The following is a 16,069-nucleotide window of genomic DNA, read 5'->3' on the forward strand; positions in this document are numbered from 1 at the left end:
CAATAAAATCCAAATCAACAAACTGATTTGGATTTTTAACTCTCTATTAAATGTTCAAAATTATTCTAAATACGATTTAATAAGTTTTATACTTAACTTTGCTAGTCATTACTAGATAACACGATGCAACAATAACAATAATTCTGATTAGATACATTCCGTAATGGTCGTCACTCATAGTCAATTGAGAAAATACATTAATCATTGAATGTGTCATCACACAAATCCAGAGATTTTTTGTTTTTAAATAAAGAGCTGAAAGAATAAACGAATTTGTCAGCAACCCAAATAAAAAAGGTACTATTTGAAGGATGGCTATAGAACCATCTATATAAAAGAACAATAAATGCCAAATTGACCATATGATAAATGTTAAAATTGTCGCTTGAAAATAGTGGAACTTTTCTTGTAAAAGTGGCTGAAATACATATCTCCAACCAATTTCCTCCAAACCGCCAAATACAATAAACTTGAAAAACATCAGAAAAGGAAGATACCAGATAAATTGTACGATTTTCCCCCCAAAAAATAGAAAAGAGAAATCAAGAATAATAAGAAAAAATGCTAATAAATAATGTTTGTAACTGGTCTGAATGTTAAAAAAATCTTTTATTATTTTCTTTAAGTCAATCTCATAATAGCAAATGGCAACAATGCTACCCCATAAGGCTGTAGAGATTCCACCAATCATTACTCCGAAAATATTTACTAGAACAGAATGAACGCCATAATGATTGCAGAAAAATACAACTAAACAAACTAACAATAATTGACTAAAAGTCCCAAGTAAATAAACTGCAAGAGCTTTATTTCTACTCATATCATCTCCCTTTGGTTATAAAAAACAGTCAAAAGAGTTACATTTTGTGCATAAATAAAATTATGTAATAAATATATTTATAATCTTTTTACTCCTAAATTTACATAACTTAAATTATGTTTTTATAGTAGTAAATCTTTCACTTTTCCTATCTCACTTTTTGGAATCACGAGATGAATCATATCACCTAGATACATCCTTGTAGATCCATTAACTGTCTTACTTTTCCCATTATGTACTTGGGTTGTGATGAGCACATTATGAGGTAAATTGAGTTCATGTACTTGTTTACCAGCTATTTTATCTGAAACTGGAATTTCAATTAGAGTAACTTCACCATCATCAGTTGCTGATTCAGGTAACATTTTCTCAAGCATGGCTTCGTAAACAGGTGCTCCTTTGAGCATATCCATGACAATATAGGCAACTAAAGTCACCATGCCTAAAGGCATAAGATTTCGGATGTCACCAACCATTTCAGTTACAAGTATCATAGCTGTCAAAGGTGCTTTTGAGATAGCACCAAAATACCCACTCATTCCAAGAATCACAAAGATAGGAAATTGCTGTTGGCTAGCAAGGCCAAGATTGACACAAATAACACCTACTAAAGCACCCAGTAAAGAGCCTAAAGCTAAAATTGGTAAGAAAATACCACCTGGTAGTCCACTTCCGTAACTAATCATACTCCAGATAAAACGAATGATGAAGTAAAGGAAGAGAATTTGGAAACTATAATCTTGTTCTGTTAAGGATAAGACAACCTGATTGCCCCCACCAAGTATTTGAGGTAGGAATATTCCCACAGGAATAATCAGGATAAAAGCAAAAATTGGATGATAAGCTTTGTCAATGTGAACCTTTTTCCCAATCCAATCATAAACTTTGCCGACATTCAGAACCGCTTTCTCATAAAGAAAACCTGAAAAACCAAGAAAAATCCCCATAAGCAGATAAATCCAATACTGACTCAAACTCATGAGAGGGATATTATCTGGCATATCCAGAACGGGTGTTAAGCCAAAGATGAGAAGGGAAACAAAGTTTGCTACTAGACTAGCAGCCAAGGTAGAAACCCAGAAGAATCGTGAAAAATGGTGATAGACTTCTTCTACTACAAATAATAACCCCGCAATCGGTGCATTAAAGGCTGCAGCAAGACCAGCCGCAGCTCCGCTAGCAATCAAAGAACGCTCCTCAACAGGGCTAGACTTGAGCCATTTGGCAATTCCTTTTCCTCCAGCGGCACCTAGCTGAATACTGGGCCCTTCACGACCAAGCATGAGCCCACTCGCAATTGCCAAGATACCTAGAATGTATTTCTTCCAGAGGACACTCCACCAATTGAGAGACATGAGACCTTTTAACTCCGCTTCAACTTGAGGAATACCAGAACCTTTAATATCTTTTTCTGAACGTGTTAATTTGGCACTAAGTAAGCAAATGAGGATATAAAACAATAAAATAATCAATAGATTCCGTATCAGATTCTCTTGGTCTTGATAAAATCCTTGAACGATATGAAAGCCTTTTTCAATCAAAAATCGAAATGATCCGACAATAATTCCTACAACTAATCCGACAATAATACCTCGCCCTACTTGAGCTAAGATTGTACTGGACGCGAAGGCAAATTCTTTCTTGGAACTAAGTATTTCCGATTGTTCCTCCATAATTCTCTCCTTTAATTATCTTTTACTAGTTTCTGAAACGATCGTTTTAATCGGTTCAAAACTGGTGCGATGAATAGGTGTGACACCGTGCTTTTCAATTCCTACTAGATGCTTAGCAGTTCCATAGCCAGCATTTTGAGCAAAATCATAGCCTGGAAATTCTTGGTCATAGTTAGCCATGATCTTATCTCTGGTAACTTTAGCTATAATCGATGCTGCTGCAATAGATAAGGAGTTGGCATCTCCTTTGATGATGGATGTCTGAGTGATTGGCAAGTCCAATTTCATAGCATCAATCAAGAGGTGCTTTGGTTGAGGATCAAGCTGATAAATAGCTTCTTTCATGGCTAGTTTCGTCGCTTCGTAGATATTGACTTTATCAATGACTTGATTGTCCATAATCCCGATACCGATTGCTAGGGCATTCTCTTTGACCGCCTGAAAAATCTCCTCGTGTTTTTTCTTAGGAATTTTTTTGCTGTCATTTAAACCTTTAATTTTACAATTTTGAGGTAAAATCACTGCAGCAGCCACTACTGGACCAGCTAGCGGACCACGTCCAACCTCATCTACACCTGCAATTAGGTTAATCCCTTGAATGTAAAGCTCTTTTTCATAGCTAAGCATAGCTTCTAAGCGAAGATTTTCATCTATTTCTGTTTGGATGGCCTTTTTACGCTTTTCAATTTCCTTTTGGACACCTGAACGAGAATCTTTTTCAAATTCCTTAAAAAAGGGACTTTCAAGTTCTCTTATCTTTGCTAATTCTTCCTTTATTTCTTTAATCGTTGCCATTGAGATCATCCAATGTATCTAAGGTATAGTTACCAAGTTTTCCATCACGAACTTCTTTAACAAAGAGATTGTAAAAACGATCGTAATCATCACGGAAACCAAGGATACGCGTCATATCCATGATAATTTCTGGAGCCTCATCGTCCAAATTCATTTGTTTGAAACGTTCTTGAAGCTTTTCAGGATAATGCGTTTTAAAGTAATTGAGGCCGAAAATCGTTACCTCATCCATTGGAAGCAACTGATCCTTGATTGCTCCAGTGAGTGCAAGTTTAAGAGCAACAGTTTCATCTTCAAATTTTGGCCAAAGAATCCCTGGAGTATCCAAGATTTCAAGATCCTTATTGGTTTTAAGCCATTGTTGACCTTTTGTCACACCAGGTTTATTACCAACTACAGCAATTTTCTTACCAGCTAAACGGTTCATCAGAGTCGATTTACCAGCGTTTGGAATCCCGATAATCATGGTACGCAAGGTTTCGATTTGAATACCACGTTCTTTTTGACGAGCAATCTTGTCTGCCATGAGTTTCTTAGCAGCATCCGTTACTACTTTTACTGTTATTTGTTCCTTAGAGTTGATAGCAAGTGTTTGAATTCCTTGTGATTCAAAGTGCTGACACCACTCTTTTGTTAATGCTGGGTCTGCAAGGTCTGCTTTGTTTAGAATCAATAGCCTTGGTTTGTCCCCGATGATTTTAGTCAGCATCGGATTTTGGCTAGACAAGGGCAAACGTGCATCTACTAAAACTGTCACAAAATCAACAAATTTTAAATTTTCCTGGACCTGACGTCGTGCTTTGGACATATGCCCAGGAAACCATTGAATAGTTGCCATTTTATTTCCTTTTCTTCATACAAACTTATTCTATAAAACATAGATGATTACTGACTATTTTACCATATTTTGGCTAATTTTGCAGATGAATGATGTCTTTAAAAAAGGGAAATCCCCCTTTACCATGTGGGAAAGAGGGATAACATTCTTATTGTTGAACAGCTTGCGCTGCTGTAATTAGAGTTAGTTTGTAAACATCGTCAGAGTTACATCCACGTGAAAGGTCATTTACTGGTTTGTTAAGACCTTGCAAAACTGGTCCAACTGCAGCAAATCCACCTAGACGTTCTGCCATCTTGTAACCAATGTTACCTGCTTCAATACCAGGGAAGATGAAGACATTAGCTTGTCCAGCTACGTTGCTTCCAGGAGCTTTAAGAGCTGCAGTTTCGGGAACAAAAGCTGCATCAAATTGCAACTCACCATCAATTTCAAGGTCAGGACGCAAGTCGTGTGCGATTTTAGTAGCTTCCACTACCTTATCAACACTTTCGCCAAAACCTGAGCCTTTAGTTGAATAGCTAAGCATAGCAATCTTAGGTTCGATACCAAACATTTTTGCAGTGATAGCTGAGTTAATCGCAATTTCAGCTAGGGCTTCAGCATCTGGGTTAATGTTGATAGCACAGTCACCAAACAAGTAACGTTCACTACCACGGACCATGAGGAAGGCACCTGATGTACGGCTCACATTAGGACGAGTCTTAATGATTTGAAGAGCTGGACGAACTGTTGAAGCTGTAGAGTGAATAGCTCCTGAAACCATACCATCAACCAAGCCCATATAAACTAACATAACACCAAAGTAGTTAACATCGTTGATGAGTACTTCTCTCGCTTCTTCTTCTGTCATTTTTCCTTTACGACGTTCAACAAGTGAAGCTACCATATCTTCAAATTGAGGGTAATGTTCTGGATCAATGACTTCGTAACCCTCTGTAATTCCTTCGATTTCGAGATAGATTTTAATCTTATCAGGGTTTCCTAGGAGTACAGGGATAACTTCTGTTTCTTTAACCAAACGCTTCGTTGCTTGTAGGATACGTGGTTCTTCACCTTCAGGTAGAACGATGCGTGCATTTTTACCAACTAGGTTGGCTTTCAAACTTTCAAAAACTTCCATGAGTTTTGACTCCTTTTAAGATAAATTATTATTTGATAACTGTGTAATAAGTGTGTCGAAATCATCCGGCAGCGGGCATTCTAGCTCTAACTGCTCTTCTAAGAAAGGATGATAGAACGATAAATAATGACAATGTAGAGCCTGGCGTTGGATGCCATGTTCTAAGCTTCCCCCATAAAGATCATCTCCGAGTAATGGAAATCCAATATGCGAGAAATGAACCCGAATTTGGTGGGTTCTTCCGGTGTGGAGACGAATATCAACTAAGTGAATATTCCCATAAGATGCCACGATTTGATAGGACGTATGGGCATATTTTCCACCCTTTGCTACTCGTCGAGTGATAATAGAATCTTCATCTCGGGCTATCGGAGCTATGATTTCTCCCTGAGGTTCCAGATGACCATCTCCCTTGATTAAGGCATAATAACGCTTTTCAATAGCCTTTTTTTGCAACTGTTTATCTAATCTGGCATGCGCATAGCCGTGTTTAGCAAAAAGCATCAATCCAGAGGTATCTCTATCAAGCCGAGTCACAATATGAACCTGCTGATTCTCATAGTTTTGTTTTACATAGTAACCTTTGATAAAGTTGGCAATGGTATTGGAATGATTGACACTAGGGATTGAAGCGACTCCAAAGGGTTTGTTGATAATCAAGAAATGATAATCTTCAAATAGAATATCTAGAGGATAATCAATTGCTTCAAGTGTCTCGAATCCTTCCTCTGGCGGAATATCAATGACGACTTCATCTCCGATATCTAAGAGATAGGTTGCATTCTGCGGATGCCCGTTTACTCGAATATCACCACCTCGAAACTTAATCTTGGCAAGTAACCCTTTTGAAACTTCATGTTTTTTCAGAAAGGTTTTGACCTTGACATGTTCGTCGGCAATAAACTGAAACCTCATTCGTCCACCTCACCAATAAAGGCATCTTTGACACGATTCCAAAAACTGGTGTGGCTTGGCGTGGCTACAAAATGAATCTTGTGGTGATCAATCTGATACTCTATTTTCTCAATATTTCGGAAAGAATAAATACTATTATCGATTGAGATTGTGTGATAGTCATTTCGAGTCGGTATTAGTTCTATCTTGTCTTTTTTAGGAACAATAATTGATGAACCAAGTGTGCGGTAGATTCTATTGTTCAAACTAGCAATTTCGGCCAATTGTAGGGCCTCTATGGTCGGGTGCAGTACTGCTCCACCAAGTGATTTATTATAAGCAGTACTTCCAGTCGGTGTTGAAACTGTTAGGCCATCACCACGAAAACGTTCGAAGGGAACATGGTTAATAATGACATCAGCAACCATAGTTCGATCCGCTCGACGAATGCTAGCTTCATTTAGCGCTCGGAAAGATTTGACTTCACCATTTTCAAGAAAGATTTTAACACTTAAGAGTGGATAAGAAACTCGAGCTCCATTATCCAACTGTAAATTTGTGACTAATTGATCCAACTCAAAATCACGATAATCCGTATAAAAACCCAAGTGACCAGTATGCACCCCAACAAAACGAACCTTATCGAGTTGGTTCTCATATTTATGAAATGCAGACAGTAACATGCCATCTCCACCAATAGAGATAACGATGTCTGGATTCTTATCATTCAGGATAAAATTATTCTTTTTTAAGCGATCTTTTAATTCAAAAAGAACCTTTTGACTCTGAGGTTTACGGTTGGCAATTAGGTCAATTCGTTTACCTGTATTCTTCATCGGTATCGTCACTGTTTCCTACCCCGTCATTTAATTTTCTGTGCAAAGGATCAAAGAGTGCTTGCGCTTCCTGGATATCAGCACGTATCTTACTCATTTCTTCGTCTAGCTGATGAGAAATTCTAGCGGTAATCTCAAGCCTTTCTTTGATTTCTTCCGGGAAATCTCCTTGATATTTATAATTGAGAGAATGCTCGATTGTAGCCCAAAAGTTCATAGCCAAGGTACGAATTTGAATCTCAACTAGAATGGTTTTTGCACCGTAAATGGTATCAACCGTATACTCAATAATCACATGGTAAGAACGATAACCCGATGCCTTTCGATGAGTAATATAATCACGTTCTTGAACAACTCTCATATCCTGTCTTTTACGAAGAATAGAAACAACCTCGTTTACGTCGTCTACAAATTGAACCATGACACGTAAACCTGCAATATCTTGCAAATCTTGTTCGAGTGTATCGTAGCCAATACCCCGGCGTGCCATTTTTTCTTTGATACTTTCAATCGGTTTCACCCGACCTGTGACAAACTCAATGGGAGAATGGCGGTTTTGTTTTCTATATTGTTTTCGAATTCCTCGGAGTTTTATTTTTAGCTCTCCGACAGCTTGAATGTAAGGATCTAAAAATTCTTCCCATTCTGTAATCATATAACTATTACATCCAATTCTTTAAGCAGTTTCATTCATCTAGTTTTTGATTTTCTCATGAAAATCATATACAATAAATACAATGCTTATTATACCATAAATCGCTTTCAAATATAAAGAAAAGGTTGAAAAAATGAAACATTTAGAAATTGAAATGAAAACACTTCTCAGTGAAGAAGAATATAACCGATTGCAAGCTCAATTTTTAGAAGTCACACCAATTACACAAAAAAATTACTACCTGGACACACCTGATTTTTATCTTCGCCAACATAAAATCGCTATGCGCATTCGTACCTTCGATACAAGCGCTGAATTGACCATTAAAATCCCTCAAGAGGTTGGAAATATGGAATACAACCAAGCGCTTACTCTTGAGGAAGCTAACGATTGTCTCGAAGAATGTAAACTCCCTCAGGGGATGATTATGGAAGAACTAAAAAGTCGAGGACTCTCACCAAATGGTTGGGCTGTTTTGGGTTGTTTAACGACTGTTCGCTACGAAAAAGAAACAGCTATTGGACTCATGGCCCTTGATCAAAACCATTACTTCGATATTGTTGATTATGAACTTGAACTGGAAGTAGAAAACAGCGACCAAGGTAACCTTGATTTTCAAGAGTTTTTATGTGCGAATGAAATCCAATATAAGAAGGCTCCTTCAAAATTAGTGAGATTTATAGAAAATATGAAAAATTACTGAAATAATCTTCTTTTTTTGATAAAATAGAAGAGATAAAAAATAATTGAATCTGCGAAGGAAAACACTTTCCTTAAAATTTATTTTTTCGCTGATTCACATAGTTTATAGAGGACGGTTTATCAATGTCAGATACAAAAAATATGAAGCTTTTTTCACTTTCATCCAATCATGAAATTGCTCAAAAGATTGCAGATGCTGCTGGTGTTCCACTTGGAAAAGTATCTTCTCGTCAGTTCTCTGATGGCGAAATCCAAGTTAACATTGAAGAAAGTGTACGTGGATATGATGTTTACATTATTCAGTCTACTTCTTATCCCGTTAGCAATCATTTAATGGAACTTTTAATCACGGTTGACGCTTGTGTTCGCGCTAGTGCAAACACAATAAATGTTGTTATGCCTTATTTTGGTTATGCACGTCAAGACCGTATCGCTTCTTCTCGCGAGCCTCTTACAGCTAAACTTGTTGCTAATATGTTGGTAAAAGCTGGAGTTAGTCGCGTACTGACTCTTGATCTTCATGCTGTGCAGGTTCAAGGTTTCTTTGATATTCCTGTAGATAACCTCTACACTATTCCACTTTTTGCGAAACACTACTGCGATAAAGGTCTGACTGGTTCAGATGTGGTTGTTGTTAGTCCTAAAAACTCTGGAGTAAAACGTGCTCGTAGTCTAGCAGAATATTTGGATGCTCCGATTGCAATTATTGATTATGCACAAGATGATTCTGAACGTCGCCAAGGTTACATTATCGGTGATGTTGAAGGTAAGAAAGCAATCCTGATCGATGACATTCTTAACACTGGTCGCACTTTCTCTGAAGCTGCTAAAATTTTAGAACGTGATGGAGCAACAGAAATTTACGCAGTATCTAGTCATGGCCTGTTCGTTAACGGTGCTGCGGAGTTGTTGGATGCTGCTAATATCAAGGAAATTCTGGTTACAGATTCTGTATCAACAGAAAGTAAAAAACCTCAAAACGTTCAATACATCACTGCAAGCGAACTGATTGGTGATGCCATGGTTCGTATTCATGAAAGAAAACCAGTTAGTCCACTATTTAAATTTAAATAGAAATTAGGTGAGTTTTTGATTTATTTAGATAATGCTGCTACGACACCCATGTCATCTGCAGCTATCTCAGCAATGACTCAAGTCATGCAGGAGACTTATGGCAATCCTTCTAGTATTCATGGTCATGGGCGTCAAGCAGGAAAATTATTACGTGAAGCCCGTCAAGAGTTAGCAGGTATACTAGGTACAAAGCCCCAACACATTTTCTTCACTTCTGGTGGTACAGAAAGTAATAATACAGCTATTATCGGCTACTGTCTTCGTCATCAAAATCGCGGAAAACACATTATTACTACTGCTATCGAGCATCACGCTGTGCTTGAACCAATTGAATATTTGGTGGAAAATTTTGGGTTTGAAGTGACTATTTTAAAACCCGACAATCTAGAAATCACTGCAGATCAAGTAAAAAATGCACTGCGTGAAGATACTATTCTCGTTTCAACTATGTATGTTAATAATGAAACAGGTACTCTTTTACCAATCGCTGAAATTGGTCAGATTTTAAAAGGACATTCAGCAGCTTATCATGTAGATGCTGTTCAAGCTGTCGGAAAGCTAGAAATTCTTCCTGAAGAACTAGGAATAGATTTCCTCAGTGCTTCTGCTCATAAATTTCACGGGCCAAAGGGTATCGGTTTCCTATACGCTGCATCTACAGATTTTGATCCTTACCTACACGGTGGAGATCAAGAACAGAAAAAAAGAGCAGGTACAGAAAATCTTCCTGCAATTATAGGTATGGTTGCAGCTCTTAAGGATGATATCAATCATCTAGAGATTAACTTTAGTAAAGTTCAAAAACTACAGGAAGTTTTTCTGACTGAAATGGCTGGAGCAACCTATTATCTCAATCAAGGTAAAGAGCAACTCCCTTATGTCCTAAATATCGGATTCCCGGGACAACGCAACGATCTACTACTACTTCGTTTAGACCTTGAAGGTATTTCTGTTTCAACAGGTTCTGCTTGTACAGCTGGTGTTGTTCAGGTCAGTCATGTTCTTCAAGCCTTCTACGGAGAAGACTCTCCTCGCTTACACGAGTCTGTACGCGTCAGCATTTCACCTCAAAATACAGAACAAGAAATGATAACTCTTGCTAAAACTCTTAAAAATATCATCGGAGGATAAACTTAATGGCATTTGAACAAACGATTAAACTTAAAAATTGTCGTTACGAATACACACTTAGTCCAACTGTTAAAAAATTTACGCTTAAAGATAATACTTTTTTTGAAACTAAAGTTGGGAACTATGAATTAACGCGTCTACTTGAAAAAGTTCCAAATAGCGGAGAAGGATTCCAACTTAAGATTATCATCAACAAAGACTTAACTGGTGTAAAAATCAATATCACTGATAAATTTGGTCTACGTTTAGTTGATATCTTCAAATCAGAAGAAACTCATATCCACCAAGAGAAATTCTACTTTTTGATGGATAGCCTGGTTGAACGTGGCGTATTTACAAAAAGCGAAAGATAGAAGGTCATTATGTTTCGATTAACTTACAAGGACTCCTATCAAGTAGAGCGTGTGCAAGAATATGAAGACTATGAAGCCCTTATGCTCTCTCTATCGGGTTGTGTAACTCTCCCTGATACTACTCATATTACTTCATTAACACATGATGGAGTTGAAATCTATCAAGGACTTCTAGGTGACCTCTACCGCTTTTTAAGGACTTACCACGAAACGAAGATAAACTAAGATTTTTTCTTAGTTTTTTTTCGTTATTGTTGCAATTTTCACAAGCTTTCTATAAAATAGTAGATAGAAAGGTTGTGATTTTGTGAAAGAAAAACAGTCCGCTATTCCTAAAGCAACAGCAAAGAGACTTTCTCTCTACTATCGTATTTTTAAAAGATTTAATGCTGAGAAAATTGAAAGAGCTAATTCCAAACAAATTGCAGAGGCAATTGGAATTGATTCTGCGACGGTTCGTCGTGACTTCTCTTACTTTGGCGAACTTGGAAGACGTGGCTTTGGCTATGATGTCAAAAAGCTCATGAACTTTTTCGCTGATCTTTTAAATGATAATTCTATTACTAATGTTATGCTTGTGGGTATTGGAAATATGGGGCATGCCCTTCTCCACTATCGTTTTCATGAGCGCAACAAGATGAAAATCATTATGGCATTTGATCTAGATGATCATCCAGAGGTCGGCACTCGAACTCCTGATGGTGTTCCAATCTATGGAATCTCTCAAATTAATGAAAAAATTAAGGATAGTGATGTGAAAACAGCTATTCTTACTGTCCCTAGTGTTAAATCACAAGAGGTTGCTGAACTTTTGGTCGATGCTGGTATCAAAGGTATTCTCAGTTTTTCACCTGTTCACCTACATCTTCCTAAAGACGTAGTTGTTCAGTATGTCGATCTTACAAGCGAACTTCAAACTCTCCTCTATTTCATGCGTAAAGAGGATTAGAAAGCGTAAGTATTTATGAATAAACCAGTTATTGGGATTACAGGAAATGAAAAAGTTCATCCAGATGATGAGCTTATGATGAGTTATGCGGCCAAAGGCTTTGTTGAAGGGGTTAAGGAAGCTGGAGGTATCCCCATTATCCTACCGATCGGTGATGAAGAAATGGCCAGTTACTACATTAGTTTAATTGATAAGCTTATTTTAACTGGTGGGCAAAATGTTGATCCTAAATATTATGGTGAGTCAAAAGCTATTGATAGCGACGACTACCACCTTCAAAGGGATATTTTTGAACTAGCACTTATCAAAGAAGCTATTAGACAGAAAAAACCAATTTTTTCTGTCTGTCGTGGTACCCAGCTCTTTAATATTGCCATGGGTGGAACTCTTTATCAAGATATCGAACATCATTGGCAGGACACTTCTGCTGAGTATACAACTCAGAGACTTGTTACTGAGCCAGATACTATTCTTCGAGAAATCTATGGGGAAATCTCCCATATCAACTCTTTCCATCATCAGAGCATTAAAGATTTAGCTCCGAATCTAAAGGTTGTAGCACTTGACCCTAAAGATGGTATTATCGAGGCTGTAACAACTACGGATGGTTTCCCTTATCTCGGTGTTCAATGGCATCCAGAATTTCTCTTTGAAAATCGCCCCAAAGATAAAACGCTTTTTGACTATGTTGTCAATGAATTGTAAAACCTGTATATGATGCAGGTTTTTTTATATCATATCCGTCTTCTCACGGTAACTAAAATAATCCGAATGTGAGACGATAAGATGATCCAATAAGACCAATCCCATTAAGTCGCATGCTTCTTTAACAAGTTTTGTTACATGGTCATCATTAGGACTAGGAACTACTGCTCCTGATGGATGATTGTGAACCAGAATCACAGATGTTGCCATGTGCTTTATGGCAAAGTGGAGAATTTCCCTTGGTTCAGCAATGCTTCTCGTGGCAGACCCGATAAAAATAGTCTGCTGATGAATAATTTGATTTTGAGTATTCAGATAGAGCGCCACTAGGTGCTCTTGTTTTTTATCTCCAAGCTCAGCTTGCATCTTTTTAGCTAACTTTCGACTACTAAGGATACTCTCCATTTCCACTGTTTCGCGTTTATGAATGCGATAGCCTAGCTCTATCACAGCTTGTAGTTCAATTGCCTTAACACGTCCAATACCTGATAGAGTCTGCAATTCCTGTAGGCTCATTTTTTTTAAATCTGTTAGGCAAGTTAGGTTATTTAAAACCTTCTGTGCTATTTCAAAGACATTGGCCTGTTTCGTTCCTGTCCTTAGTAATATTGCCAGTAATTCTTGATTGCTGAGTGCTTCTACTCCCTCTCTTACTAATCTTTCTCTCGGTAAGAGTGAATCTTCTTGAAATGAAATACTATACATAAAAATCCTCCTCACTTTATTATTCGTGAGAAGGATCCTTAATTCGATAAAAACCAGTTATTTTTAGATTTTTTCAAGCGCAAGTCGCAAATCTTCAATCAAATCATCGACATTTTCAAGACCGATTGAAAGACGGATTTGATTTTTAGTTACTCCTGCTGCTTCTAGATCTGAGTCAGACAACTGAGCATGTGTTGTAGTTGCGGGGTGAACTACTAATGATTTAGCGTCTGCTACATTGGCTAAGTTCGAAAAGATTTCCAAGTTGTCAATCACTTTACGTGCTTCTGCTTCTCCACCTTTAACGTGGAAAGTAAAGATTGAGCCAACACCTTTTGGTAGGTATTTTTCAGCCAAGGTATGGTAAGGACTATCTGGAAGTTTCGGATAGTTGACCTTTTCAACCTTTGGATGGTTCACAAGGAAATCTACGATTTTCTCAGCATTTTGAACATGGCGTTCAACACGAAGAGAAAGAGTTTCAAGACCTTGTAAGAGCAAGAATGAGTTAAATGGTGATAGCGCAGCTCCCATATCGCGAAGCAATTGCACGCGAGCAACAACGATAAAGGCTGCAGCACCAACATCACGGGTATAACTGATATTGTGGTAGCTTGGGTCCTCATCGACTAATTGAGGGAATTTCCCTGAAGCAGCCCAGTCAAATTTACCGCTATCAACGATGACACCACCAATAGTTGTCCCATGACCACCGATAAACTTAGTTGCTGAATGAACTGCAATGTCAACACCGTGTGAAAAGACATTGATAAGATATGGTGTTGCAAAAGTATTGTCTGCAACCAAAGGAATCTGGTGTTTATGAGCAATTTCAGCGATTTTTTCGATATCAGGAATGTTGATAACAGGATTTCCCAAGGTTTCAATCAATACAAGTTTTGTATTGTCTTTAATCGCTGCTTCTACTTCTTCTAGATTATCAATATCAACAAAAGTTGTGGTGATTCCATAACGAGGAAGTGTTTCTTTCAAGAGGTTAAAGGTACCACCATAGATGGTTGATGCTGCAACGACGTGGTCTCCTGCGTGGGCTAGAGCTAAAATTGTGTAGGTAATAGCTGCCATACCTGACGCAGTTGCAAGTGCACCTACACCACCTTCAAGAGCTGCGATACGCTCTTCAAAGGCTGAAGTTGTAGGATTGGTAATACGAGTATAAATATTACCAGCCTTTTGAAGAGCAAAAAGTTCTGCACCCTCTTGTGTATCTTCAAACACAAAAGATGTTGTTTGATAAATAGGGACAGCACGAGACTTGGTAGTAGCGTCTACCACTTGTCCTGCATGCAATTGTAGGGTTTCAAATTTAAATTCACGAGTCATCATCAGACCTCCAAAGATTTCATCAAATTAATTGTATCATCTATGACAGTCAGTTACAAATACAACTTTGTTATATATTGGCATAAGCAATAGCTATGGCTATTATTAAAATTGTAGAACTTTTTTCAGATAGTTTAAAAAGTTTGTTTTCGCTTCTCCCATACTTTATAATGGATAAAAAGGAGAAAACTATGTCAGAAATTACTCATGAAATTGATTCAAACTTCGCTGGTCGTTTAAACATTTTGCGTGCTGGTGTGCTCGGAGCCAATGACGGGATCATTTCCATCGCTGGAGTTGTTATCGGGGTTGCCAGTGCAACCAGTAATATCTGGATAATCTTTCTTTCAGGTTTGGCTGCCATCTTAGCGGGTGCCTTCTCTATGGCTGGAGGTGAATATGTTTCAGTATCCACTCAAAAAGACACTGAAGAAGCCGCTGTAGCCCGTGAGCAATTACTTTTGGATAAGGATATTGAGGCTGCAAAGAAATCTCTCTATGCTGCTTATCTTCAAAATGGTGAGTGTGAAACTTCAGCACAACTATTAGTCAATAAAGCTTTTCTTAAAAATCCACTTAAAGCTTTAGTTGAAGAAAAATACGGAATTGAGTATGAAGAGTTTACCAATCCTTGGCATGCTGCAGCATCTAGCTTCATCGCTTTTGTTCTTGGTAGTTTACCACCAATGCTTTCCATTACCATCTTTCCAAGTGACTATCGAATCCCTGCTACTGTTTTTATCGTTGCGATTTCTCTATTGATTACAGGTTATACCAGTGCCAAACTTGGGAAAGCCCCAACTAAAACAGCTATGATTCGTAACCTTTGTATCGGTCTTTTAACCATGGGAGTGACCTATCTATTGGGTCAGTTGTTTAGTATTTAAGATAAAAATTGATGCTGAGCAAAAACTAGATTAAAAATAAAACCACACAGTGATTTCAAGCTTGAATAGCATCAAGCCGAAAGAAATACTGTGTGGTTTTTGAATAGTAGCCTTTTAGAGTCTAAACTACTGGCCAATTTTGCTAGATTTATAGTCGTGAAGGTGAATCCTAACTCTGTTTAAATGGCCTATTTGCCTCTAATACTCAATGAAAATCAAATAGCAAACTAGGAAATTAGCCACAGGCTGTACTTGAGTACATCAAGGCGACGCTAAAGCAGTTTGAATTTGATTTTCGAAGAGTATTAATTATAAACCATGGCATGAGAAAGGTATTCTGTAAGAAAAAACTGCACTGGTCCTCTGAAAAATCAAATGATGCAACAACTGCTCAATTATTGATAAACATAAATTGATGATGCGATGGACCTAACTTTGTATACACACGATGCAAATAAGTAAAATGAATGTCATTGTCTTCTTCAGGACTATTTGTAAGTTTTATCAACTAAAAAGCGCGATTATCAAGATAAGATATTAGAATTAAAAATTGACTTTTTTCTATCAAAACAGGCAAATAAATCG

At 37.6% G+C, this 16,069-nt stretch carries 18 protein-coding genes; 8 read left to right on the forward strand and 10 right to left on the reverse strand.

All coding sequences use genetic code 11. The features are described from left to right. Window positions 1-76: 76 nt before the first annotated feature. The 8 genes from I1J71_RS08050 to I1J71_RS08085 all read right to left on the reverse strand — a co-directional run bounded on the left by I1J71_RS08050 (window position 77) and on the right by I1J71_RS08085 (window position 7,634). Complete coding sequence (locus I1J71_RS08050; protein WP_195184374.1) at window positions 77-820, reverse strand: CPBP family intramembrane glutamic endopeptidase; 744 nt, start codon at window positions 818-820, stop codon at window positions 77-79. 122 nt (window positions 821-942) lie between these two features. Further along, entirely contained in the window at window positions 943-2,493 is a 1,551-nt protein-coding gene (locus I1J71_RS08055; protein WP_195184375.1) for a ClC family H(+)/Cl(-) exchange transporter, read from the reverse strand. Window positions 2,494-2,508: 15 nt separating this feature from the next. Further along, window positions 2,509-3,288 carry a ribonuclease HII gene (locus tag I1J71_RS08060; RefSeq protein WP_195184376.1) on the reverse strand — a complete coding sequence of 260 codons (780 nt, stop codon included), beginning with the start codon at window positions 3,286-3,288 and terminating at the stop codon, window positions 2,509-2,511. Further along, the gene (gene ylqF / locus I1J71_RS08065) at window positions 3,275-4,126 is read right to left on the reverse strand and encodes a ribosome biogenesis GTPase YlqF (protein WP_195184377.1); all 852 of its coding nucleotides are present in this window, start codon (window positions 4,124-4,126) and stop codon (window positions 3,275-3,277) included. The genes I1J71_RS08060 and ylqF overlap by 14 nt, the downstream gene beginning before the upstream one ends. Before the next feature lie 148 nt (window positions 4,127-4,274). After that, entirely contained in the window at window positions 4,275-5,249 is a 975-nt protein-coding gene (pta, locus tag I1J71_RS08070; RefSeq protein WP_195184378.1) for a phosphate acetyltransferase, read from the reverse strand. Window positions 5,250-5,264: 15 nt separating this feature from the next. Next, window positions 5,265-6,164 (reverse strand): RluA family pseudouridine synthase, encoded by a 900-nt coding sequence (locus I1J71_RS08075; RefSeq protein ID WP_195184379.1) that lies wholly within the window; start codon window positions 6,162-6,164, stop codon window positions 5,265-5,267. After that, a complete protein-coding gene (locus I1J71_RS08080) occupies window positions 6,161-6,979 on the reverse strand; it encodes an NAD kinase (protein WP_195184380.1) in 819 nt (272 codons plus the stop codon). The genes I1J71_RS08075 and I1J71_RS08080 overlap by 4 nt, the downstream gene beginning before the upstream one ends. Then, the gene (locus I1J71_RS08085; RefSeq protein WP_036754017.1) at window positions 6,963-7,634 is read right to left on the reverse strand and encodes a GTP pyrophosphokinase; all 672 of its coding nucleotides are present in this window, start codon (window positions 7,632-7,634) and stop codon (window positions 6,963-6,965) included. The genes I1J71_RS08080 and I1J71_RS08085 overlap by 17 nt, the downstream gene beginning before the upstream one ends. A 133-nt stretch (window positions 7,635-7,767) precedes the next feature. Between I1J71_RS08085 and I1J71_RS08090 the strand changes: the two genes are divergently transcribed. The 7 genes from I1J71_RS08090 (at window position 7,768) to I1J71_RS08120 (ending at window position 12,548) form a co-directional block, all read left to right on the forward strand. Then, window positions 7,768-8,337 (forward strand): CYTH domain-containing protein, encoded by a 570-nt coding sequence (locus I1J71_RS08090; protein ID WP_195184381.1) that lies wholly within the window; start codon window positions 7,768-7,770, stop codon window positions 8,335-8,337. A 122-nt stretch (window positions 8,338-8,459) separates the two neighbouring features. Beyond that, a complete protein-coding gene (locus tag I1J71_RS08095; RefSeq protein ID WP_195184382.1) occupies window positions 8,460-9,410 on the forward strand; it encodes a ribose-phosphate diphosphokinase in 951 nt (316 codons plus the stop codon). 15 nt (window positions 9,411-9,425) lie between these two features. Next, on the forward strand, window positions 9,426-10,541 hold the full coding sequence (locus tag I1J71_RS08100) for a cysteine desulfurase family protein (protein WP_195184383.1): 1,116 nt from the start codon (window positions 9,426-9,428) through the stop codon (window positions 10,539-10,541). A 5-nt stretch (window positions 10,542-10,546) separates the two neighbouring features. Continuing rightward, window positions 10,547-10,894, forward strand: coding sequence for a DUF1831 domain-containing protein (locus tag I1J71_RS08105; RefSeq protein WP_004252935.1), 348 nt, complete (start codon window positions 10,547-10,549; stop codon window positions 10,892-10,894). A 9-nt stretch (window positions 10,895-10,903) separates the two neighbouring features. Then, window positions 10,904-11,119: a DUF4649 family protein gene (locus I1J71_RS08110; protein ID WP_006148519.1), complete on the forward strand. Its 216-nt coding sequence runs from the start codon at window positions 10,904-10,906 to the stop codon at window positions 11,117-11,119. 82 nt (window positions 11,120-11,201) lie between these two features. Beyond that, window positions 11,202-11,843 (forward strand): redox-sensing transcriptional repressor Rex, encoded by a 642-nt coding sequence (locus I1J71_RS08115; protein WP_195184384.1) that lies wholly within the window; start codon window positions 11,202-11,204, stop codon window positions 11,841-11,843. Between the two features lie 15 nt (window positions 11,844-11,858). Further along, window positions 11,859-12,548, forward strand: a complete 690-nt coding sequence (locus I1J71_RS08120) for a gamma-glutamyl-gamma-aminobutyrate hydrolase family protein (RefSeq protein WP_195184385.1) — start codon at window positions 11,859-11,861, stop codon at window positions 12,546-12,548. Window positions 12,549-12,572: 24 nt separating this feature from the next. Here I1J71_RS08120 and radC read toward each other — a convergent pair whose 3' ends face one another. Together radC and I1J71_RS08130 are read right to left on the reverse strand one after the other, a co-directional pair. Then, window positions 12,573-13,253, reverse strand: a complete 681-nt coding sequence (radC, locus tag I1J71_RS08125) for a RadC family protein (protein WP_195184386.1) — start codon at window positions 13,251-13,253, stop codon at window positions 12,573-12,575. 63 nt (window positions 13,254-13,316) lie between these two features. Then, window positions 13,317-14,597, reverse strand: a complete 1,281-nt coding sequence (locus I1J71_RS08130) for an O-acetylhomoserine aminocarboxypropyltransferase/cysteine synthase family protein (RefSeq protein ID WP_195184387.1) — start codon at window positions 14,595-14,597, stop codon at window positions 13,317-13,319. Window positions 14,598-14,788: 191 nt separating this feature from the next. Here I1J71_RS08130 and I1J71_RS08135 point away from each other — a divergent pair, with 191 nt between their 5' ends. Continuing rightward, on the forward strand, window positions 14,789-15,484 hold the full coding sequence (locus tag I1J71_RS08135) for a VIT1/CCC1 transporter family protein (protein ID WP_016465853.1): 696 nt from the start codon (window positions 14,789-14,791) through the stop codon (window positions 15,482-15,484). The last annotated feature ends 585 nt before the right edge of the window (window positions 15,485-16,069 follow it).

It is taken from the genome of Streptococcus infantis, assembly GCF_015546995.1.
GTDB lineage: Bacteria > Bacillota > Bacilli > Lactobacillales > Streptococcaceae > Streptococcus > Streptococcus infantis_J.

What these genes read in the sequence shown, in the direction of transcription:
- I1J71_RS08050 (WP_195184374.1), bottom strand. Translation starts at nt 820, where the DNA reads ATGAGTAGAAATAAAGCTCTTGCAGTTTATTTACTTGGGACTTTTAGT.
- I1J71_RS08055 (WP_195184375.1), bottom strand. Translation starts at nt 2,493, where the DNA reads ATGGAGGAACAATCGGAAATACTTAGTTCCAAGAAAGAATTTGCCTTC.
- I1J71_RS08060 (WP_195184376.1), bottom strand. Translation starts at nt 3,288, where the DNA reads ATGGCAACGATTAAAGAAATAAAGGAAGAATTAGCAAAGATAAGAGAA.
- ylqF (WP_195184377.1), bottom strand. Translation starts at nt 4,126, where the DNA reads ATGGCAACTATTCAATGGTTTCCTGGGCATATGTCCAAAGCACGACGT.
- pta (WP_195184378.1), bottom strand. Translation starts at nt 5,249, where the DNA reads ATGGAAGTTTTTGAAAGTTTGAAAGCCAACCTAGTTGGTAAAAATGCA.
- I1J71_RS08075 (WP_195184379.1), bottom strand. Translation starts at nt 6,164, where the DNA reads ATGAGGTTTCAGTTTATTGCCGACGAACATGTCAAGGTCAAAACCTTT.
- I1J71_RS08080 (WP_195184380.1), bottom strand. Translation starts at nt 6,979, where the DNA reads ATGAAGAATACAGGTAAACGAATTGACCTAATTGCCAACCGTAAACCT.
- I1J71_RS08085 (WP_036754017.1), bottom strand. Translation starts at nt 7,634, where the DNA reads ATGATTACAGAATGGGAAGAATTTTTAGATCCTTACATTCAAGCTGTC.
- I1J71_RS08090 (WP_195184381.1), top strand. Translation starts at nt 7,768, where the DNA reads ATGAAACATTTAGAAATTGAAATGAAAACACTTCTCAGTGAAGAAGAA.
- I1J71_RS08095 (WP_195184382.1), top strand. Translation starts at nt 8,460, where the DNA reads ATGTCAGATACAAAAAATATGAAGCTTTTTTCACTTTCATCCAATCAT.
- I1J71_RS08105 (WP_004252935.1), top strand. Translation starts at nt 10,547, where the DNA reads ATGGCATTTGAACAAACGATTAAACTTAAAAATTGTCGTTACGAATAC.
- I1J71_RS08110 (WP_006148519.1), top strand. Translation starts at nt 10,904, where the DNA reads ATGTTTCGATTAACTTACAAGGACTCCTATCAAGTAGAGCGTGTGCAA.
- I1J71_RS08120 (WP_195184385.1), top strand. Translation starts at nt 11,859, where the DNA reads ATGAATAAACCAGTTATTGGGATTACAGGAAATGAAAAAGTTCATCCA.
- radC (WP_195184386.1), bottom strand. Translation starts at nt 13,253, where the DNA reads ATGTATAGTATTTCATTTCAAGAAGATTCACTCTTACCGAGAGAAAGA.
- I1J71_RS08130 (WP_195184387.1), bottom strand. Translation starts at nt 14,597, where the DNA reads ATGACTCGTGAATTTAAATTTGAAACCCTACAATTGCATGCAGGACAA.
- I1J71_RS08135 (WP_016465853.1), top strand. Translation starts at nt 14,789, where the DNA reads ATGTCAGAAATTACTCATGAAATTGATTCAAACTTCGCTGGTCGTTTA.